Origin of the sequence: Geofilum rhodophaeum (genome assembly GCF_002210225.1) — a bacterium.
GTDB lineage: Bacteria > Bacteroidota > Bacteroidia > Bacteroidales > Marinilabiliaceae > Geofilum > Geofilum rhodophaeum.
In genome coordinates this window covers 1-17671 of the sequence record NZ_MWUJ01000033.1, presented here as the reverse complement: position 1 = coordinate 17671, position 17671 = coordinate 1, and the positions used below count along the sequence as shown (strand labels likewise).

Here is a 17671-nt window from a genome sequence, read left to right as displayed (position 1 = left end):
CTACTTCTACTTCTACTTCTACTTCATACTTAAGCAATGCATTCGAAAGCGTTAGGTAATCCTTTCGAATGGTTAGGTAATCATTCCCCAGAATCCTTATTGATAAATCTTTAGGCAACTGATGGAATATAGAAAGTACGTTTTTCTTCATATTCGCATTTAGCTTCTGGTTTTTTAACCAGTTAGGCAAAAACATATAATTACCTTCTACAAAATAGGCTTTCTTATCCTTTGCGAACCGTTTCAAACCATTCGAAATGGTTTCATTGTCTAATCCAGTTTCAAAAGATATTCGCTTAATGGTTATTTCGTAGATGCCTGCCAAATTCGCGTATTTGCAAGTAAGTAGGTAAAGGAAAAGTAGCTTTTCAGATGGGCTCAGACTTTCGACCCAAGGGTCTTCCCAAAATCTGGTATTTACGCTTCTGAGTGTAGCCATGTTAATTTATTTTACTAGATTTCAGTGTATTGCATTTGGAGCACAAAACCTGAACGTTTGATATAATGTTTTTGCCTCCTTTGCTTATTGGGATTACATGATCTATCACAAGGCTGTCTTTTTTGCCGCAGATATTACACTCAGACTGAGCGTTGATTAGAATCCTTCTCATATCCCGACAAAAAAGATTTGCATACATTCTAAGCCTGCTTTTCGCTCTTCTTTTCGCAATATATAGTGGATTCCATCTTAATTCTTCGTTTATTAAAAAAGCTAAATCCTTGTTGTAAAAATCTCTATACCCCATTTCTTTATCCTTTTTGGTGTTAAAGTATTAGCCGGGCCACTTAATTGCGACCCGGCTTGTTTGTGATTTTAAAACGGAAGTTCGTCGCTATTACTCTCACCTTGCGGCTCAGGGCTTTGATAAGCGTCTGGGCTTTGTGCTTCCGGCTTTGGAGACAGGAGTATCAAGTTGTCAGCATGGATTTCGCTTATTTTCCTTTGAACACCTCCCTGGTCAGTGTAATCTCTGGTCCTTATTTTCCCCTCAACATAAACACGTGTCCCTTTCCTCACATAGCCCTCAACAACTCTGGCCAGTCCACCCCAAACGACAACACGGTGCCATTCTGTTTTCTCTGGAACATCCACCCCTGAGTTAGTGGTAAATGCTCTTTCCGTTGTGGCGACTGTGAAATTTGCGACCTTGCTTGTGCCGAAGTCTTTAAACTCAGGGTCTTTGCCTACGTTTCCGATAATTTGCGCTTTGTTTAGCATAGTTTTTGGAATTTTTGAGCGAACCGAACAAGTGTGTACCGGCCTGTAATTGGCTGCCTGTGATACACTGCCCATCGTTCGCTGTGTTCAACAATTTTAATACCTTCTCTTTTTTGTGGTGTGGGGTTAATCTGGTAGCATGGCTTGCCCAGAAAACGGGCTACCCAAAACTCTATCTTAGCCCCGACTGAATACTTCCAGCCAGGAATTAAATAGAGTGCGTCAGATTTAATTACTGTCCTTAGACAGGTAATCATGTAAGCCGCCCAGATTTTAAGGCCTAAAAACGGCTTAAAATAAATCGGGTTGTTTACCGTGCCCGGAACGAGCTTTGCAAACTGCTCGAACTTCTCGATGTAATTTGGGTCTTTGGTTATTGACCCGCTTAAATAGTTTTTCATAGGTCTCCGATTTGTTTTAAATCAAATTCGTGTTTTTGACGGCTTTCTCCGATGTCAGTTTTTGCATAGCCAGACTTAGCCTCAATTAAGCATTTTAATGAGCCACAAACTATCCCCCCGTGAATCTCTCTTAGTTCTTCAGAGAATAAAAAATCGACCTTAACGCCTTCTTCGTTTTTGTATTGAATCGCTTCGAGTTCTGACTTTGAACCGGCTGTATCAACCAGCTCGAATCCAGAAGGGACGGTTGGGGAATCTTCTTCGTCGAGCTCTTCGACTATTATGTCAATATCTCTTGCATCCCTGCCGGTTTCGATACCTCTGTGCTTAAGCATTAAAGAACCTGTTAAGGCTGCATCGCACCAGGAGTTTAGTTCGATAATGTCTTTGGCTATTTCTAATAGCATTTGTTCCTGTTGTGTCATAACTAACGTAGTTTGAGTAATAGCAGTTAATTTGTTTCCATTTCTAAAGCATCGAAAAGGGTGGGAGCCCCCACCTGCATATCGGCAGCTCGTAAGTACCTCAAAGCATCCTTGAAGTAGTTGGGGTTTAGTTCGCATCCTTTACCCTTTCTGCCCAGTTGCATGGCCCTGTAAGGCACAGTCCCGATGCCGCCAAATGGGTCGTAAACCAGTTCACCTTTGTTTGAGAATCTCTCAATAACCCTGTCCACGATATCGAATTGGAGAGGGCAGATATGGTTCTGTAGGTTCTTTTGCGTTTGGCTGTTATTCAGCGTAATCATTCGGTTTACATCCGACCATACCCAAGGCGTTCTGGCCGGCACTTTCAACGTTTCAAATGTCGCTGGCAACTTGTTTAACCCTTCCAAGGTCAAAGCCACGTCCACATGCAGTCCAAAATCATAAGTACTCACTCTGGCCCACTCTGAAAAGTACCGGTTTACCTTGTCGATTTCCAGCTGCCTCAATTCATCTGGTGACAAAAACCGATTTCCGGAGCTGTTCCATTTTGCACGTGCATCAATCTGCCAGCGGCCACGCTTGTACTCTTCTTTTGATTTTGTTACGGGCGTATCTGCATAGGCTTTTGAGGTGTCTGATGGAAGCTTTCTAAACAGCAACAAGTATTCAGGGCACCCAACGCCCATCTTTGTTCCATCCTTGCACTGCTCAGTCCATCCAAGCCTGTAAGTCTGGTTGTTTTCTCTTACCACATCGGTTTCAATCGTGATTCTGCCCATGTATTGAAAGCCGTGTTTTAAGTAATGGAAGACTGTCATGTCAGAAAACGGGTCAACCGTTGGCATCCCTGTTCCGGTTGCATTGCCAAACAGAATACGGTCTTTAACGTGAATAACGGCCAACCTTCCGGGCTTCAACACCCTGAGCAGTTCCGGGGTTAAAAAATCCATCTGTTCAAAAAACTTTACATTGTCTGAATTGTGCCCAAAGTCGTTGTAAGAAGGGGTGTATTCGTAATGATTTGAGAACGGGATAGAGGTGTGAACCAGGTCAACAGAATTGTCCTCCATGGCAGCAGTCTCCAACGTACAATCATTGTTGATAAATTCAAAATGCTTCCCCTTTACCTCAGTCCTTTCAAGACCTAAGCTCCGCAGTAACTTCTGCTCTACATTCGTAGAACTCAGCCCCATCTCTTTAATGATGCCGGTCATTTGCGCCACCAAATACTTGTGCTGCTCCCACTTCTTCAACAACGCCTTAAGAATTTCGCCCTCAGATTCAGCGTAAATAATATGAATTTCTGCCGGCTTGTTTTGTTGAAATCGGTAGATACGGTGTATTGCCTGAATAAAGTCGTTGAACTCATATCCTATACCCAAGAAGATAGCCTTATGGCAGTGGTATTGGAAGTTGCATCCCTGCCCTGAGATGGATGGTTTTGTGGCTAGATATTGAATTTTACCTTGGGAAAAATCAACGATAGTCTGTTCCCGCTTTTCCAAATCCTGCGAACCGTATGCCTGAGCGGAATTGAATTGCCCCGAAGGTATTGTTTTCATAATCTCATGGCGCTCCGCTTCCAAGTCGTGCCAAATTATGTAATGGCTTTCGGGGTCATTGAATAGGATTTCCTTCATTTTCTCGATGCGGGCCGGCATAGTATCTCTTTTTTCTTTCGCAGCATCTTTAAGACCTAAAGCGGCATCGCGAAACATCTTACTTTGGCCGTCCTGCTCGGTGCCGGCTGTCAAGTGGTTTACCTCAACTTCGTGGTAAATTACTTTCATTTCCGGCATGTCGTAGCCTTCATCTGAATAGCCCAAATCAGACGGCTTTGTAATGAAAAGCGCCCATGTGCTCATCCAGTACCAAAATTCCTTTTCCTTATGCGGGTGAATTGTCAGATTGTTGGCTTTCGTGCTGTCGCGCTTGAAGTATCGGGTAAGCGCCTGACCGGTGTCCATTACCTCCAGATACCCGGCATAATGTATGAGTTCTTTGTACTTGTTTGGTGACGGTGTGGCCGTACAAACAAACTTGAACGGAACGCCCTTGAACTTGTCAAGAAAGGTTTGATAAGTCTTTGAGCCATACGACCGTAAAACAGAAGCTTCGTCCAGACTTGTTACGGAGAATGATTTAAGGTCTATATCCCCATCTCGAACACGTTCGTAATTGGTTATGCAAATAGTCCCATCTGGCAGGGCGTCAATCTCCGCTTGGTTACGAACATACACAAGTTCAATTCCAAGTTTCTTGTTTGCATCGGTCTTGAACTCTTGACGAACACCAAGGGGGCAAACTATTAAAGCTTTGCCCCCTTGCGATTTTACTATCTCGTTACAGATAATTAGCTGCTGGATTGTTTTACCAAGCCCGAAGCTCTCAAACAATGCCCTCCGGCCACCTCTCAAGGCCCAGTTTATGGCATCCCTCTGGTGAGGTTTCAGCTCGGTGCCGTCCTTGAATTTAATCAAAGGGACCTGAATGTCCAGTCCGGTTTCAGGCGCAATGTCAATTTTTGACTTTAGAAATTCAATGTACTTTTCCATTATGTTTTTTAGGTTTTATAGCCAACTTCATGGCCGACAACAATCTGATTTCATCCTCTTCGTTTTCGCAATAAATAGCTTGCTCGATAACCTCTTTTAAGAAATCGGAATCATGGCCGAAATTCTCACTCGACTGCTCATTGTTTAGCGTTTTGTCAACCGACTTGACCAGCTGCCTGGTAGTTGATTTAACCCGGTTAATGAGCATCTTATCTTTGTTGCGATACATCCCACTATGCTTTAGAAGTGTCTCCACTTCAGTAGCGTATGAGTCGCAAATATCAATGAGAATGTAGGTGAGGTTGAGCGCTATTCTTAGGCGTTCTGCTTTGTCCATTTATACCTCCTTTAGCAATAAATCGAATAACTCGTTTTGTATCTTCACTTCAATCTCGTTCACATCACCAGTGACCAGATTTGCGATTTCTCTTTTCCTGTCAATAATTTGGTAGATGTGATTGTCAATCGTTCCCTTTCCAAGGAAGTAGGTGCATTGTACTGAATCCTTTTGGCCTATGCGGTGACACCTATCTTCTGTCTGTTCTAAGTCAGCGGGGTGCCATGGAAGTTCCACGTACGAAACCCTTGAACTGGCCGTGAGGGTAATTCCAACACCAGCCGCTTTGATTGAGCAAATGCAAACCATCGCTTCGGGGTCGTTCTGAAACCTGTCAATGTTCGCTTGCTTCATGTGCCCGGCCATACCTCCACGGATTACACAAGCATCCGGGAAGGCTTCTTTAAGAGCGGTCCCGACTTCACGCAAATGGCAGAATAGAACTATCTTTTCACCGGCCTTTGTGACCTCGTTCACGTGCTCAACTACCGTGTCGATTTTGCCCCTTGCTGATATCCCTTTCAGTATTCCTATTTGCAAAAGTGCTTTCATCCGTAACAGCCGGGCGGCTTCGGCATCTGTCTTTTGTTTGTACTCAACAAGGTATTTTTTGAGGTCGTTAAGTGCGATGTCGTATTCTTCTTGATTGCTTAGCTCTGTGGGAAAAATCGAGCGAAGTTTCGCCGGCAGGTCCTTTAAAACTTCGCTTTTCCTTCGACGGATAAAGCAGGTTTCTTTCAGCTTTTCCCCCAACTCTGAAAGCTTAGACTTGTCAAGCCATTTGGCCCGGAACATTGAGGCCCCGCCGAAGTCCTTAAGGCGGTCAATGATTCCAAGGATTGAAACTAAGTCTTCCTGAGTGTTTACAATTGGGGTCCCGGTAAGGGCCAAAATAAAGTCTTTACCGTTTACGATTCCCTTTGCAAACTTGCTTTGTTGAGTAGAGGGGTCTTTAAGCCTATGGGCCTCGTCAATAATCACAGATTTGAACATTGATATCTGAGGTCTAAATGTGATGTTTGATAGCTTCAATTCCCCTCTGGCGATATCCTGAACAAAGTACTTTTTAAGGCTTTCGTAATTGACAATGAAGACGTCCGCTTTTGCCCCTGTTCCGAAGGGGTTCAGTTCAGGCTTTGCGAACATCCACCAGCTGTGCCGATTTGCATCGTTTAAAATCATTGCCTTGCGGTCGCTCCACATGTGCCATTCTCGCTGCCAGTTTAATTTGAGGGAAGCCGGGCAAATCACTAAGCAGGGGAATGAATTTGACTTTAAAACAGTGTGAATACTCACACAGCTTTTGCCTAATCCAGGTTCGTCCCCCAATATGAAGCGCTTATTTTTAAGCCCGTATTCAATACCTTCATTCTGATACGGGAATGGTTTTAGTTCTGCCATGGAGAAATTTATTTACAAAGTATATTTGCCCTTTGCCGGTTACTTTTGTGGTGTTTGAAACCAGCACTGTGCCGTCGGGCTTATTGATTGTTGTTTTCTTAATTTCGAATAACCCCATTTCAATAGCCCGTTGCGTTGGTAGGTTTCTGTATTCACCCCTCACACCCAAGTAACCATGTGACCGTAGCCATTCAAACAATCTGTTTTGCCCTATTTCGACACCGTTTTGCTTAAGAATCTTTGCAAGCTCCCCAATTAAGCATGAGCGGCTGGAAGTCGAAACAGCATCAGCAAACAGAGCCTTTGGGGCCATTTCCCTGACCTGTGATTGCGCCAGCTCTTTTTCTGCCCGTTCTTCTTTGAGGGCGGTCATTACTTTAATAACATAATCCGGGTCCAGCAGGCTTTCAGGATTGAGGGCCGTGGCGCCGTGCTTTAGAAGTTCCTCAATACGGTCATAAACCCACAACTCAAAATCCGGACTCAACCATGCTGCGAATTTTAAAGCAAGTTTTTGGTGCATCCATGTTCCAGCAGACCTTCCGCCGTGGGTGACTTCCAAAACGGGAATTCCCGTTTTGCGATAAAGAGCCTCGCAGAAGGCGTGAGTGCTTTGACTGTTTGTAAAATCGCTCATCCTTTTAGATGGAAAGCTTCGCAGCATTTCAGTTGCGTTAACCATTAAATCCTTATCGCTAAGAAAAGTTATATTGTTCCCCTGGTAATTAAATACATGTGGGGGGTTTACATTATGTGTTTTCATACTCTCACCATTTTTACTAATTCCATTTTATATTTATCAAACTCCTTATGCCGGAAAACCCAAATCCGTTCTTTTTTCAAATACAGGTAGGTTTCAGCAATAAGAATCACATTGTATCGGTCCAGCGACTTAACCCCTTCTGAAAGCATTGCCAGATGGTCCAGCTCCTTTACATAGGCTTCGCCGTATCGCCTTACAAGTCCGGCCCTGTAATTGATTGCATCTGAGCCCTTGAAGCGATTGCCTGAAGCGCTTTGCCCGTGGATGTTTTGAACGCAGAATCTCAAACCCACTTTGGCCCCAACAGAATAGTAATGGCCGGCATCCGATATCCGGCCATTATCGGAAATTGACTTTCCTCCCCAAACTTCGTTATCTCTTTCACGGATATAGGGGTTTACAATTTTGCTTTGAACGTGAACTATCATAGCATCCGTTCTTTTATCGCGCCATGGGGTGGGGGTAGAGCGTTCTTTAGGTGCCTTTGGCTTGCCTTTGTTTCGCTGCATTGCTTTTGCTAACTGGCAAGCGGGGCACTCCGTTGGCTGAATTGTTGAGTTCCAGCGCTGGGGTATGGTTCTGCCGCATTTGCATAGCTTCATTTCAGCAAACTTATCCAGTGGTTCACAATCTTAATTTGGTTTTCGTAGAACTTACGGATTTCATCTCCGTCCGAATGTTGGTGTAAATGAGGCCATGGGTTGAATCTTATTGCCCAATAAGGATGTGTGGCATCAACACCCCCTATTGAGTTAATACATGCCCCGGCTCCATAAGATGTAATTTCAATGCTAACGGGACCTTTGTTCTTAAGTACCCTGTCAAAGGCCAGCGATGTGGCTCTTTGCAGCTTCTTTTTTAGTTCTTTTTGAAGAGATTTTACCTCTCTTTCGCTTATTGATGTGTCTTTCATTTTGCCAGCTCTAAAACTTCGTTGTGTTCAATTCTTACATGTCTTCCGGCCTCCCTGCCTTTGCCGATTGTCACACCGTACATTACTCTAATGTCTTTGTGGTTCCGGGTAATTCTGGCCGCCCGGGTAATGTCTTTTTGCAGGTAATAGATTTTGTCCCCTTTCTTTACTTCCATGGGGTCAATTTTCGGAGGGTCTGGCAGATAGTACCTGAAAATCGCTACAATCATTACGATAACACTCATTAAAATAATGGTGTTAATTAAAACAGTCCAAAACATAGTATTTGATTTAATGGTTAGAAAAGTGCCCGGGGGGCTTTATTTGTCGGGGCGGCCACATTCGCATTGTTTCATACTATGACCTCCACAACTGTATCGAAGTTAATCCCTTCCTCTTCGTCACTGAAACAACAATGCGATTGATAGCCTTTTACATTTCCATTCCACTGAACTACCAACCCACTGCCATCGTTAAACATGCCCTTTGGATAGGAATTGATTTTTACCCAAACACTTTCCAAACCTGGGTATTTGAACCTTGCTCCAATAGGTGCATCTTTGAATTTCATCTTTATTGTTTCCATTATTTTAGTATTAAGGTGAGTAATGTCGGGGTGGCAGGGGTCGAACCTGCCCACATGCTCATGGGAAAAAGTTTTAATTCAAAACCCCGGTACATTTTTTTACACTGCTCTACCTCTGAGCTACACCCCGTTATAAAAAACAGCCTCCGGTTTTAAGTGGAGGCTGTTTTGATAGTTTGAGTTTGTTGGTGTTTACTGAATAAGAAGCGGCATAATCATAGCAACCTCACCTTCGTATTCTGCCTGTAGGGGTTCTATCATAATAGCTTCAGCCTGCCCCTGAAAAGTCATTTTCACTTTATCACCTCCGGCCATGGCCTTTTTTAAGACACCTACAAGTCCGGGGTTTATACCGATTTCCCCCAACATTTGCGCCCCTTTTGAGGTCAATACCGCTTCAAAATTTGGGGATTTCTCCTTTGAATATTCAAAGAATACTTTTGACCCGTCTTTCGAAATACACTCAAACCCTTCTTCTGTAGCTGTCACTTGCTTCATCTTTCGGATTGCCTTGAAGGACTCTGCATGGATTGCCACCCCGTCCAGAATATCCATGTTCTCAACCGGGTTAAAATAAAGAGGCTGCTTAATGACTACATGTGCATCGGATGCGTAGGCAAACCCGTCTTTGAAATGAATGCACTGCATTGCTGGTCTTAGTTTATCGTTTGCACACGCAAGGTGCAAATCGCTGATAAACGTGTGTTTAATTTCTGCCATAAAATAAACTTTAAAGTTGATTTTTAACGTTGATTGAATCCCTGAGAGAGCCGTAGCTCTTCTTTCTCTTTGCTTACAACTGAACGAAGCCAGTCAACTTGATGCGTCGCAGTTCTGTTAAGGCGGTCGCACCATTCCAGAAGCATTGACTCTCTTTCACAGTTGGCATCAATCAGTTTGTTGAGAGTACTGGCCGGCATTAGGTCTTTCCCCAATTCTTTAACCGTGTCCATTATTGCGGACCTGGTTTTCTTTTCCTTCCAGTATTTTGCGTCGGCTTTCATTTTGCCGGTTCGAGCGATATAGGCCAGAAGCTCGTTACCTCTCATAAGTACAAGGGAAATTTCGGAGGGCGTTTCTTCCTCCAAAAACTCTTGAATCGCTTCGGCCTCACTTAAGAGGTCTTCAAATGGTGTTATTTGATTCATCCTGTCGGTTTTAGTTCTCCAAATAGTTGCCACCACTTAAAGGTGAGGTCGTTTACCTTATTCATCCCGCTTTTAAACATTCCATCAGCACGCGTTATTGGGACTTTGAATATTTCAAAATTATATTTAGAAATCCCAATTAACATGTCTTGCTTACTGTCACCATTGGTCATATAGAAAGCCCGCTGCCTATCGTGATCGAAATGATAAATCGCGTCAATGAATTGTTTTTGCGTTTTTGCTGTGGTTGATTTAATGTCAGCCCCCCACTTAAATAATTGCATCCAAATGTCCCACTTCGAACGAATTGGAAGCATGTATTTAAATCCATCAACTTCAAATTGCTGGTTTTTAACCATGACCATTTGAGGGGTGGAATGCTCCAATAACTGCCGGCAAAAGTCGTCTTTAAGAAATGCTTTTCTCATTTCGCTTGCCGTTTCGAACTCTTCGGATGTGTACTGCTCACCATCACATTGAAGTAGTGAGTAATTCACTTTGTGCGGTTCTGTGAGCATGCAATCTATGAGTGTGCCAAACTTATAAGCGTTGGTAGGGTCTGGCATGTCCCGGGGGTGGAGTTGATTTTTCAACCACGACAGGTCAGAGTTACTTACTTCTGACCTGCCATAGTATGGGTCTTTCATTACTTCCGTGCTGCGGTTTTCACAATCTCCTTGTAAGACAGGTAAGGGGATTCCAGCTTTTCGTCATTCTTGTGAGCGTGTTTCTCACAGAAAGATTTCATCTGGCCCAAGCTCTTTTTCTCCATTTGGTCGATTGCAAGGTCCTTACCTTCGTACTCATACCACAGCTGGAAAATCAACCCAAAGCCGGCCGGATGCTTAACTGTTATTTCGTAGCCGGTCCGGTTGACTTTCTCTGTCTGTTGGGCGTCGAAAAGCGCTTGCATCTTTGCCGCTTCCTGTTTCGCCTTTGCTTCCGCCGCAGCCTTCTCTTCGGCCTCTTTACGCTGCCTTGCAATACGCTCTCTCTCTTCCTGCTCACATTTGGCTTTAGCTTCGGCCATGGCTTTAGCTTGGTCGGCGGTGGCTTTGGCCATTTCTTCAAGCTCCGCTTTTTTGGCCGGCAATTTGGAAACCAAATCAATCTTTTCGCCACGGATAGACTCCGCAAAGTCCTTTGCAAATTCCTGATGCTTGCCCTCCATTACCATGGCCTTAATCGCAACCTTGTCTTCCTTGGTCAGGTAGATGGTTGTGATTGCGGTGGTGAAGCTATCAAAGTGAGATTTTGGATATTGCTCGGGGAACTCTTTGATATGCTTTTCGTACTCATTGAAGTTTGTCAGCGACATGGCGTTATAAAGGTCGTACAAGCCTTGTATTGACTTTGATTTAAAGTCAGCATAATAGCCCCTTAACGCAGCCTCAACATTGGCTTCCACTTCGGCTTTTTCCTGTTGGATAGCGGCCAGCCTTTTGGCTTCCTCTTCCTTCTTTTTCTGAGCTTCCAGCTTTGCCGTGGCATACTCATTTCTACGCTGCTGAATCTTTGCAACTATGCTATCGGCGTTCTTTGGGTCAAGCTCCCTTTCAAGGGCGGTGAACTCCTTTTTTATAGAGTCCAATAATTGAGTTACTGGCTTCCGCCCGGTGTTGATAAGTTCAAGGGTCTTTCTGGCCTTTACAAGGTAGGCGTTGGCCTTTTCGTCCTTAGTATCGTCCATTTGGGCCATGTCGGCATACACAGCCTGTCCGGCGGTGGTTGCATTCAGGACCCTTGTTTTACTCTGTTCAAGCACCTGCGGCACGGTGGCCGCTATTTCGCTAAACTTTACAATTTCGCTCATTTTCGCTTTTTTTGTCGGTTGATAAAATCAGTTAATGTCTCACCCTTTTTCAGGACACCAACAAGGGCCTTTCCTGTTCCCCTGTAATTTGCGCCCGGTATTTTGTCGCCTCTGTCGGAAGCGAAAGTAAGGACGTGGGTAAACGCCCCGATCTGCAATGGCATGTAGTTGTTCATAATCAAAATACGTCGTCGTCGTCCTCCACTTGTATTCCTTGAGGTTGTTCCATTGGAGCGCCTCCAAACACATCGCTGGGTTCCGGTTCTGGTTGGGATTCATAAACCGGGGCGGTGTTTCTGGCTGCGGCTGTCATTTCTGGTTTCACAGGTTCGCTTAATCCGTAATCATCGGCTTGTGGTTCGGCTTCTTGAAGTTTTGAGAACTGGCCGATTTTGATTTTTGGGAAGGTCTTAAAGGCGTGCTTTATAACCTTTGCGGCCAGAAAGCCGGAATCAATCTGCCCGTCGTTTGAAGAGTAAAGAGCGTTTGTTTTACCCTTGTTTTTCTTTTCAGAATAACCTTTAAGACGATCGATGTCGTCCGGCAGCATGTAAGAAAAGTCAAACGAATTGTCGGGCCGTGTCAGCCGGATAAATGCGCCAATAATCTTTTTACTTTGCCGGGGGACTTTGGCCTCATAGATGCAAATCTTTTGGCCCTTGTCGTTTACTATTGGTTTGAAAGTGTCCCCTTCGTAAACAATAACCGGAGAATCGGCATAAAGCAACTGCCCTTTTTGCATCCTTAAGGCTAATTCTCCGTAGGGCGAAACTTCCAGCGTTGCCATTTTCACCCACTTGTCACCTTGCTTTGCATTTCCCCATAGCACATACAGAAGCGGTTGTGACGTGTGTTCCAATGATAACCCCATTGAAGCCACATCCAACAGGCACCCGTAAATTGAAAACCCGGTACACTGCTGCAAGTGTTCGCTGGATTGGATAATCCGTTGGAAGTTGTACTTTTCCCTCTCAAAGAAGTGTTCGGCCTCTTCATTGCCTACTCCGTGGAGGTTCTTAAATAGGTTTAAAAACCTGTCTTTTGCCCTCTCGTCCTCTAAGACTTGAAATGGCGTGAGCTTATTAAGCTCGTCAATAGTTAGTTTTTGCATATATTTACGGTATTAAAAAGTGTGTGCAATTAAAAGGGGTGTTCTGTTATGACACCCCCTTTTTTGTTAGTCTTCGTCACTATCGATGTACTCATAATTGCCATCAACCAGGTTGTATTCTTCTGCTATGTTTGGCCTTAATTTGAAGGATAACTCATAAGCTTCTTTGGTTCCGCTTTCTGGAAAATAAGAATCTGTAAGGTCGCCTCCTAAAACAACAAAAGAGGCGCAGTTACTACCGGTGTCTTCGTCCGCAAACTCATATTCAAACTGTAATTCTGGGAAAGCTTTGCTTATTTCCAATATGAGATTCGGAACGCCCTGCCATGCCGTTGTAAATACAAAGGTGTTATGGCTTTCTTGCTTGCATTCGCTGCAATTCCATTTTGTTCCCCAATTCTCCCTATTCCAATCGTACCAAGTTGGGCGACCTTCGCGCTTGCACATTTCCTCTTCTTCTCTTCCTAAGTCACCATTGAAAATGTTTTCTGGCTGGGGCTTTACTTTGTTGAAATCTGGGAAATGGTCAATTGGTTGCTGTATCTCAAACTCCCATCCATCCGGAAGGCCTAAAACTGGCTCAGCATTTCTCCTTTCAAACATCCCTGTTTTAAGATTGAACCACCCAACATTATAGTTTGAATTATCAATTTCTTTGCAAATGACAGAGCCGGTATAGGACGTGTGCAATTTTGCAGGGATGTGGGTGTTAAACTTGTCAAACACTTCTTTTACTTGTTCAGGCGTTCCGTTAATGACCAGCCTGTTTTTGACGTAATTTGGCATAATGATAATTGTTCGTTAAAAATTAGTTTCAAGTAAATAGGGTGCCACAATCGGCACCCTATTTTGATTTGCCCTTCTCAGGGGGTGGTTGGTTTTGTTTGGGGCAGGTTCAAACCACCTAATCCATACTGCCGCTGGTCGTTGAGGCTCCTATCAGAATCGAACTGACACCACCTGATTACAAAACAGGCATTCTACCATTGAAATAAGGAGCCATTTGTCAGTCTATTCCCTGACAGCCACCCATAATCCAGAATAACAGCAATGAATAAGGGACCAAAAACCCCCGGAAGACACTGGTTTAACCTTTACGGCTTCTGGACCTTCACACCTCCAGAGAGGGAGGTGGTTGTCAGTCTTCCATTCCACGGTGGAGGGTGGGGAATCGAACCCCAAATGCCATTTATATGTCGAAAACGTGATTTAGCGGGCTTAATACCGTCTTTAACCACCGCAATCCGATGAAGTATAAATTCCATCCCTCCAAAACCCGAAATACATTATTCCACTAAGCCCATCTTTGCAAGGTTGGTAACGGTCAAGTGGCAGCCTTGCGGGCTACATATTACGTGCAAATCCTTATCACTAAACTGAGATTACGGCCCACAATGGCTACCCAGAATTGTGCATCAGATTGCACGGCACTATCAGTATGTCAAAGACCTTTTTACCCGTGTTTGGGCTAAGAAGAGGGCAGGGGATTAACCCTGAGCCTCTTGAAGTGAAGAAGTGAGCTGTGTGAGTTTGTCCGCATCAATCTTGTTCTGGACAAGGAAGTCAGTGTAGTCTGTGATATTGAAGTCCTCTGTTCTGTGTTGGTCAACTTTCCGGCCTTCTTTGATAAGCGTTACTGTGCCGGCTCTAAAGTCTGTCACCACCTTTACCTGCTCTGAAAGCGTGTGAGTCATTGTCTGCTCGTAGGTGTTAAATTCAGTCGTCCATTTCATTGTGCAAATCCTCCTTGTTTAAAGCCCTCAATGAACTTATCGAGGTCTGTTCGTTTGTAAATGATTATTTTTCCGGGCTTGTAGTAAGGGAGTTTCCCGGTTTCCCTCCATTCCTGGAAAAGTCCTTTTGACCCAAATCCGAGATATGCAATTGACTCTTGAAGGTTTAGCCACTTCTTGGTTGACAGGTCGCACACTGTTGTTTTATTCATTTCTCCTTGTTTTGACTCTGTATTCAACTTTGCGACACCTGTAAGTCCGTAGCATATCGACACCTGCCGCAATGTCATTAAGGGATAGCATTAGGAAAAAGATTGTAATTACCTGCCGGGCGAACCGGCTCTTCCTAATCACAACCTTGTGAGTTGTAGCGATAAACCACCTTGTTACATCAGCGATGTTATGAGCGCCGATTTTTCGCATTAGGTTTTTCTTGTGGGTCTTTACCGTGTCTGCTGACAGGAAAAGCTTCCTTGCGATATCCTTTTCGCTCTGGCCCCAGCAGATTAGCTCTGCAACCTGTATCTCCCTGGTCGTAATCATTTCTCTGCGGCTTCAATTATTCGTTGACGACGCTCTTCGTATTCCTGTTTTTGCCGCTTAGCTTCAAGTATCAACTCTTCGGCAGCGTCCAGAACGTCGGTTCTCATTACTTTCCCGTCAAGGATTTTAGCAATCTGCGTATCTGATACCTCGAATTGCTTTGCGAGCTTAGAGATAGCGCCCCATGGCATTGCTTGTCTTAAGTTTTTCATAGTCCCCTGTTTGTGGTATTTTTTAATTTTCGTTTGCAATTCGTTCCGTTTTAGCGTTATTTTGTCGGAAAGGATTTGCAAAGGTTTGTACCTTGTTTGTAATTCGATACAACAAATATACAACACAAATATTTGTAAATCCAAACAATTTACAAACTTTTTTACAAAGAAAATGCAAGTGTTTGTAAGTGAGGTAGAAAAATTTACAAATTGTTGTATGAAAAAAGAACATCTTCACATTAAGCTGAAAAAGATCGTCGGCTGGGTGTTGGAAAATACCGAGGTGGCAAAGCAGGAAACCATTGCCGATACAATTGGAGTTCACAGAACTACCCTTTCATCCGCTATAAATGGGGATATGAGGTACGTTACAGCTCCTTTGTTGGAAAAACTAAAGAAGTCCTTCCCAGAATGCCCTTTTGTGGATGAAAACCCCGCAAGCTATCCAAACAATGTTGTATCTGATGGTGTAATTCCATACGGAGCTAAAAGGGAGGTCCCGACCATCCCCCTGCTTCCAATATCAGCGCAAGGCGGCTCACTTAACGACTTCCTTGGTTCGGTTAAAGAGTTCGAGTGCGAAAGGATTATTTCACCGATAAAGGGGATTGATTTTGCTATTACAGTATCGGGTGAATCTATGGCCCCGGAATATCCAAACGGCTCCCAGGTGCTTGCAAAAAAGGTCAATGAAGCCGCCTTTATAGAATGGGGCGAAGTATATGTACTGGACACGTGCAACGGGACTGTAATTAAGAAGCTTCTCAAATCCGACAATCCCGATTGTGTTATTTGCACTTCGATAAACCCGGATCCTTCTTTTGCCCCTTTTGAAATTTGCAAGAAAGATATCTACGGTGTTTATCGGGTTCTTATGTGCATGGCCCGGAAATAGTGTATTATTGTTTAATCTATAAATTGAATTGCGATGAAGAAAATTGTGCTTGCCTTAATGGTCGTTCTTTTGGCGGCGTGCGGGAAAGACGAATCACCTGATGTTATCTCATTAAACGATAGCGAAGTCCCTTTGTACTATGGCGATAATTATCAAATTGAAGCAGAGTCTCGATCATCAGTAACTTTTGAGTCTGAAAATGACTACCACGCTTCAGTTACGACAGATGGGCTTGTAACAGCTCGATACGTTGGAGAAACAAACATCTCAATATCAAACGCGGAAGACTCTAAGCTTCTAAGGATAACAGTCCAGCCGAAATATGACCTTTACCCTGAGCCAGATGTCGAATTTGGTACTTTGAAAGCAGATATTATATCACATTTCGGGGACCCAACCTCCGACACGGGTTCTGCCATTGGGTACGATGATTACTCCTACGGGGCGCCGATTTTGTTATTCGCTTTTGATGATTACGACAGAGTAACTGGCTATGCTGTGATGATAGACCCAAATAAGATGGAGCGCTTGGTAAATTTCATTGGAGAAAGATATTTCCCTGTTGGTTCAAAAGATGGGGTATTAACTTTTGCAAACGGGCTTGCCCCCGAAAAGGCGTCGGTGGGGATCGTGGTTTATCTATACGATTCAAGCTATATTGCAGCTATGTATCTGCCGTTCTCCAGTCTAAAATCAGCGTCGTTACGCCCATGCAGTATATTTGATGAAGTCTTAGAAGCGATTTTAAATGAGTAGCTTAATCACATTCACATTCCCAAAGTCCAGGATTAAAGCATTCCAGGAGCTTTTGAATAGAGCTGAATCTTTCACGCTCTCAGGCTGCGACCCGTTTACAATCGAGATTGAATCGGCAACCGAGATATTGGAGAACTGGGCCGACTTTATGGTAGTGGCTACCGTGGTGCCAAAAATCAAAGGTGCCCGGGCTTGGTTTATGGGAGAAGATGTTTTACCGTTCACTTCCGATTTCTTTTATAAGATTCAAGACTCTTTGTATTACTGCTACCAGAACGGGTATAATGAAACTTCTTTTCAGTCCGCTTACTGTGATTCAGATTGGGGGTGTAAGCTACTTACAGATACAACAAGGTTTCACACGGATAACATTTGGGCAATGGCCCGGCATTGGTACCGATATGGGAGGTTTGAAGAATCAGTGTGGAAGGTAGATAAAACAGCGATAGCACACGCACTCTTGACGGAAGCAAAGAATAAACGATTAGCGGTGTGTCCTATATTTAATCTGGCGCAGGTGAAGGAATATGTCGAAACTCTGCCAGATGAGATTCTAATAGATGAAAGGTGGACGGTTCTGACCAGGACCGAGCTTACAAGAGATGGGTTTAAAGAGATTCCGTTTGGTATTGTTCCTTCCGATATCAGGGTGCACGACGAGCCATTAGGGCCGATTGATTGGGGAGCTAAATCTGAGGAAGAAATAAACGAGTTTCTGGACAAATGGTTAAAGCTCCGGGACCTTTGAAAAAGAAGCGTTTTTAGTTAAATCTTAGTTATTTTTTAAATGTAGTTTCTGTAAATGTCTTTTAATGTGGTGTTTGAGTGATTTTGCACGCTGGCTTAGTAGATGAGTG

26 protein-coding genes and 2 tRNA genes are annotated in these 17671 nt (G+C 43.9%); 3 read left to right on the top strand and 25 right to left on the bottom strand.

Going from position 1 to position 17671, the window contains the following annotated elements; translation table 11 throughout:
- The 25 genes from B4W65_RS16370 to B4W65_RS17240 all read right to left on the bottom strand — a co-directional run.
- A partial coding sequence (locus B4W65_RS16370) for a hypothetical protein (protein ID WP_205741315.1) occupies nucleotides 1–439 on the bottom strand: 439 nt, incomplete at its 3' end.
- Between the two features lies 1 nt (nucleotide 440).
- Nucleotides 441–611 (bottom strand): HNH endonuclease, encoded by a 171-nt coding sequence (locus B4W65_RS17770; RefSeq protein WP_394335465.1) that lies wholly within the window; start codon nucleotides 609–611, stop codon nucleotides 441–443.
- Nucleotides 612–814: 203 nt separating this feature from the next.
- Nucleotides 815–1219: a single-stranded DNA-binding protein gene (locus tag B4W65_RS16360; protein WP_088656243.1), complete on the bottom strand. Its 405-nt coding sequence runs from the start codon at nucleotides 1217–1219 to the stop codon at nucleotides 815–817.
- A complete protein-coding gene (locus B4W65_RS16355) occupies nucleotides 1213–1620 on the bottom strand; it encodes a DUF4406 domain-containing protein (protein WP_088656242.1) in 408 nt (135 codons plus the stop codon). The genes B4W65_RS16360 and B4W65_RS16355 overlap by 7 nt, the downstream gene beginning before the upstream one ends.
- The gene (locus tag B4W65_RS16350) at nucleotides 1617–2045 is read right to left on the bottom strand and encodes a hypothetical protein (RefSeq protein WP_088656241.1); all 429 of its coding nucleotides are present in this window, start codon (nucleotides 2043–2045) and stop codon (nucleotides 1617–1619) included. Before B4W65_RS16350 ends, B4W65_RS16355 begins: the two co-directional genes overlap by 4 nt.
- Before the next feature lie 26 nt (nucleotides 2046–2071).
- Nucleotides 2072–4603, bottom strand: coding sequence for a DNA methyltransferase (locus tag B4W65_RS16345; RefSeq protein ID WP_088656240.1), 2532 nt, complete (start codon nucleotides 4601–4603; stop codon nucleotides 2072–2074).
- Nucleotides 4587–4940 (bottom strand): hypothetical protein, encoded by a 354-nt coding sequence (locus B4W65_RS16340; protein ID WP_088656239.1) that lies wholly within the window; start codon nucleotides 4938–4940, stop codon nucleotides 4587–4589. The genes B4W65_RS16345 and B4W65_RS16340 overlap by 17 nt, the downstream gene beginning before the upstream one ends.
- The gene (locus B4W65_RS16335; protein WP_088656238.1) at nucleotides 4941–6341 is read right to left on the bottom strand and encodes a DEAD/DEAH box helicase; all 1401 of its coding nucleotides are present in this window, start codon (nucleotides 6339–6341) and stop codon (nucleotides 4941–4943) included. It lies immediately after the preceding gene.
- Nucleotides 6307–7104 carry a phage antirepressor KilAC domain-containing protein gene (locus B4W65_RS16330; RefSeq protein ID WP_088656237.1) on the bottom strand — a complete coding sequence of 266 codons (798 nt, stop codon included), beginning with the start codon at nucleotides 7102–7104 and terminating at the stop codon, nucleotides 6307–6309. The genes B4W65_RS16335 and B4W65_RS16330 overlap by 35 nt, the downstream gene beginning before the upstream one ends.
- Complete coding sequence (locus B4W65_RS16325; RefSeq protein ID WP_088656236.1) at nucleotides 7101–7706, bottom strand: recombination protein NinG; 606 nt, start codon at nucleotides 7704–7706, stop codon at nucleotides 7101–7103. Before B4W65_RS16325 ends, B4W65_RS16330 begins: the two co-directional genes overlap by 4 nt.
- A complete protein-coding gene (locus B4W65_RS16320; RefSeq protein ID WP_088656235.1) occupies nucleotides 7703–8017 on the bottom strand; it encodes a hypothetical protein in 315 nt (104 codons plus the stop codon). Before B4W65_RS16320 ends, B4W65_RS16325 begins: the two co-directional genes overlap by 4 nt.
- Nucleotides 8014–8298, bottom strand: a complete 285-nt coding sequence (locus tag B4W65_RS16315) for a hypothetical protein (RefSeq protein WP_088656234.1) — start codon at nucleotides 8296–8298, stop codon at nucleotides 8014–8016. Before B4W65_RS16315 ends, B4W65_RS16320 begins: the two co-directional genes overlap by 4 nt.
- Before the next feature lie 71 nt (nucleotides 8299–8369).
- Nucleotides 8370–8603, bottom strand: a complete 234-nt coding sequence (locus B4W65_RS16310) for a hypothetical protein (protein WP_146697817.1) — start codon at nucleotides 8601–8603, stop codon at nucleotides 8370–8372.
- 25 nt (nucleotides 8604–8628) lie between these two features.
- Nucleotides 8629–8733: transfer RNA gene (locus tag B4W65_RS17360), tRNA-OTHER, on the bottom strand.
- Nucleotides 8734–8795: 62 nt separating this feature from the next.
- Nucleotides 8796–9323, bottom strand: a complete 528-nt coding sequence (locus tag B4W65_RS16305; RefSeq protein WP_088656232.1) for a hypothetical protein — start codon at nucleotides 9321–9323, stop codon at nucleotides 8796–8798.
- Nucleotides 9324–9346: 23 nt separating this feature from the next.
- Nucleotides 9347–9751 (bottom strand): hypothetical protein, encoded by a 405-nt coding sequence (locus tag B4W65_RS16300; protein WP_088656231.1) that lies wholly within the window; start codon nucleotides 9749–9751, stop codon nucleotides 9347–9349.
- The gene (locus tag B4W65_RS16295) at nucleotides 9748–10398 is read right to left on the bottom strand and encodes a PD-(D/E)XK nuclease-like domain-containing protein (protein WP_088656230.1); all 651 of its coding nucleotides are present in this window, start codon (nucleotides 10396–10398) and stop codon (nucleotides 9748–9750) included. Before B4W65_RS16295 ends, B4W65_RS16300 begins: the two co-directional genes overlap by 4 nt.
- Nucleotides 10398–11564 carry a hypothetical protein gene (locus tag B4W65_RS16290; RefSeq protein WP_088656229.1) on the bottom strand — a complete coding sequence of 389 codons (1167 nt, stop codon included), beginning with the start codon at nucleotides 11562–11564 and terminating at the stop codon, nucleotides 10398–10400. The genes B4W65_RS16295 and B4W65_RS16290 overlap by 1 nt, the downstream gene beginning before the upstream one ends.
- Before the next feature lie 178 nt (nucleotides 11565–11742).
- Nucleotides 11743–12675 (bottom strand): recombinase RecT, encoded by a 933-nt coding sequence (locus B4W65_RS16280; RefSeq protein ID WP_088656227.1) that lies wholly within the window; start codon nucleotides 12673–12675, stop codon nucleotides 11743–11745.
- 66 nt (nucleotides 12676–12741) lie between these two features.
- Nucleotides 12742–13461: a DUF1281 family ferredoxin-like fold protein gene (locus B4W65_RS16275; protein WP_088656226.1), complete on the bottom strand. Its 720-nt coding sequence runs from the start codon at nucleotides 13459–13461 to the stop codon at nucleotides 12742–12744.
- A gap of 144 nt (nucleotides 13462–13605) precedes the next feature.
- A tRNA-Thr gene (locus B4W65_RS16270) sits at nucleotides 13606–13676 on the bottom strand.
- 486 nt (nucleotides 13677–14162) lie between these two features.
- Nucleotides 14163–14408, bottom strand: a complete 246-nt coding sequence (locus B4W65_RS16265; protein ID WP_088656225.1) for a hypothetical protein — start codon at nucleotides 14406–14408, stop codon at nucleotides 14163–14165.
- Nucleotides 14405–14620 carry a helix-turn-helix domain-containing protein gene (locus tag B4W65_RS16260; protein ID WP_088656224.1) on the bottom strand — a complete coding sequence of 72 codons (216 nt, stop codon included), beginning with the start codon at nucleotides 14618–14620 and terminating at the stop codon, nucleotides 14405–14407. The genes B4W65_RS16265 and B4W65_RS16260 overlap by 4 nt, the downstream gene beginning before the upstream one ends.
- Entirely contained in the window at nucleotides 14613–14951 is a 339-nt protein-coding gene (locus tag B4W65_RS16255; protein WP_088656223.1) for a response regulator transcription factor, read from the bottom strand. The genes B4W65_RS16260 and B4W65_RS16255 overlap by 8 nt, the downstream gene beginning before the upstream one ends.
- Entirely contained in the window at nucleotides 14948–15202 is a 255-nt protein-coding gene (locus B4W65_RS17240; RefSeq protein ID WP_158522879.1) for a hypothetical protein, read from the bottom strand. The genes B4W65_RS16255 and B4W65_RS17240 overlap by 4 nt, the downstream gene beginning before the upstream one ends.
- Before the next feature lie 178 nt (nucleotides 15203–15380).
- Between B4W65_RS17240 and B4W65_RS16245 the strand changes: the two genes are divergently transcribed.
- The 3 genes from B4W65_RS16245 to B4W65_RS16235 are packed head-to-tail and all read left to right on the top strand — an operon-like array spanning nucleotide 15381 to nucleotide 17562.
- Nucleotides 15381–16058: a S24 family peptidase gene (locus tag B4W65_RS16245; RefSeq protein ID WP_205741314.1), complete on the top strand. Its 678-nt coding sequence runs from the start codon at nucleotides 15381–15383 to the stop codon at nucleotides 16056–16058.
- 33 nt (nucleotides 16059–16091) lie between these two features.
- Nucleotides 16092–16814, top strand: coding sequence for an Ig-like domain-containing protein (locus tag B4W65_RS16240; RefSeq protein ID WP_088656221.1), 723 nt, complete (start codon nucleotides 16092–16094; stop codon nucleotides 16812–16814).
- A complete protein-coding gene (locus tag B4W65_RS16235) occupies nucleotides 16807–17562 on the top strand; it encodes a hypothetical protein (RefSeq protein WP_088656220.1) in 756 nt (251 codons plus the stop codon). The genes B4W65_RS16240 and B4W65_RS16235 overlap by 8 nt, the downstream gene beginning before the upstream one ends.
- The last annotated feature ends 109 nt before the right edge of the window (nucleotides 17563–17671 follow it).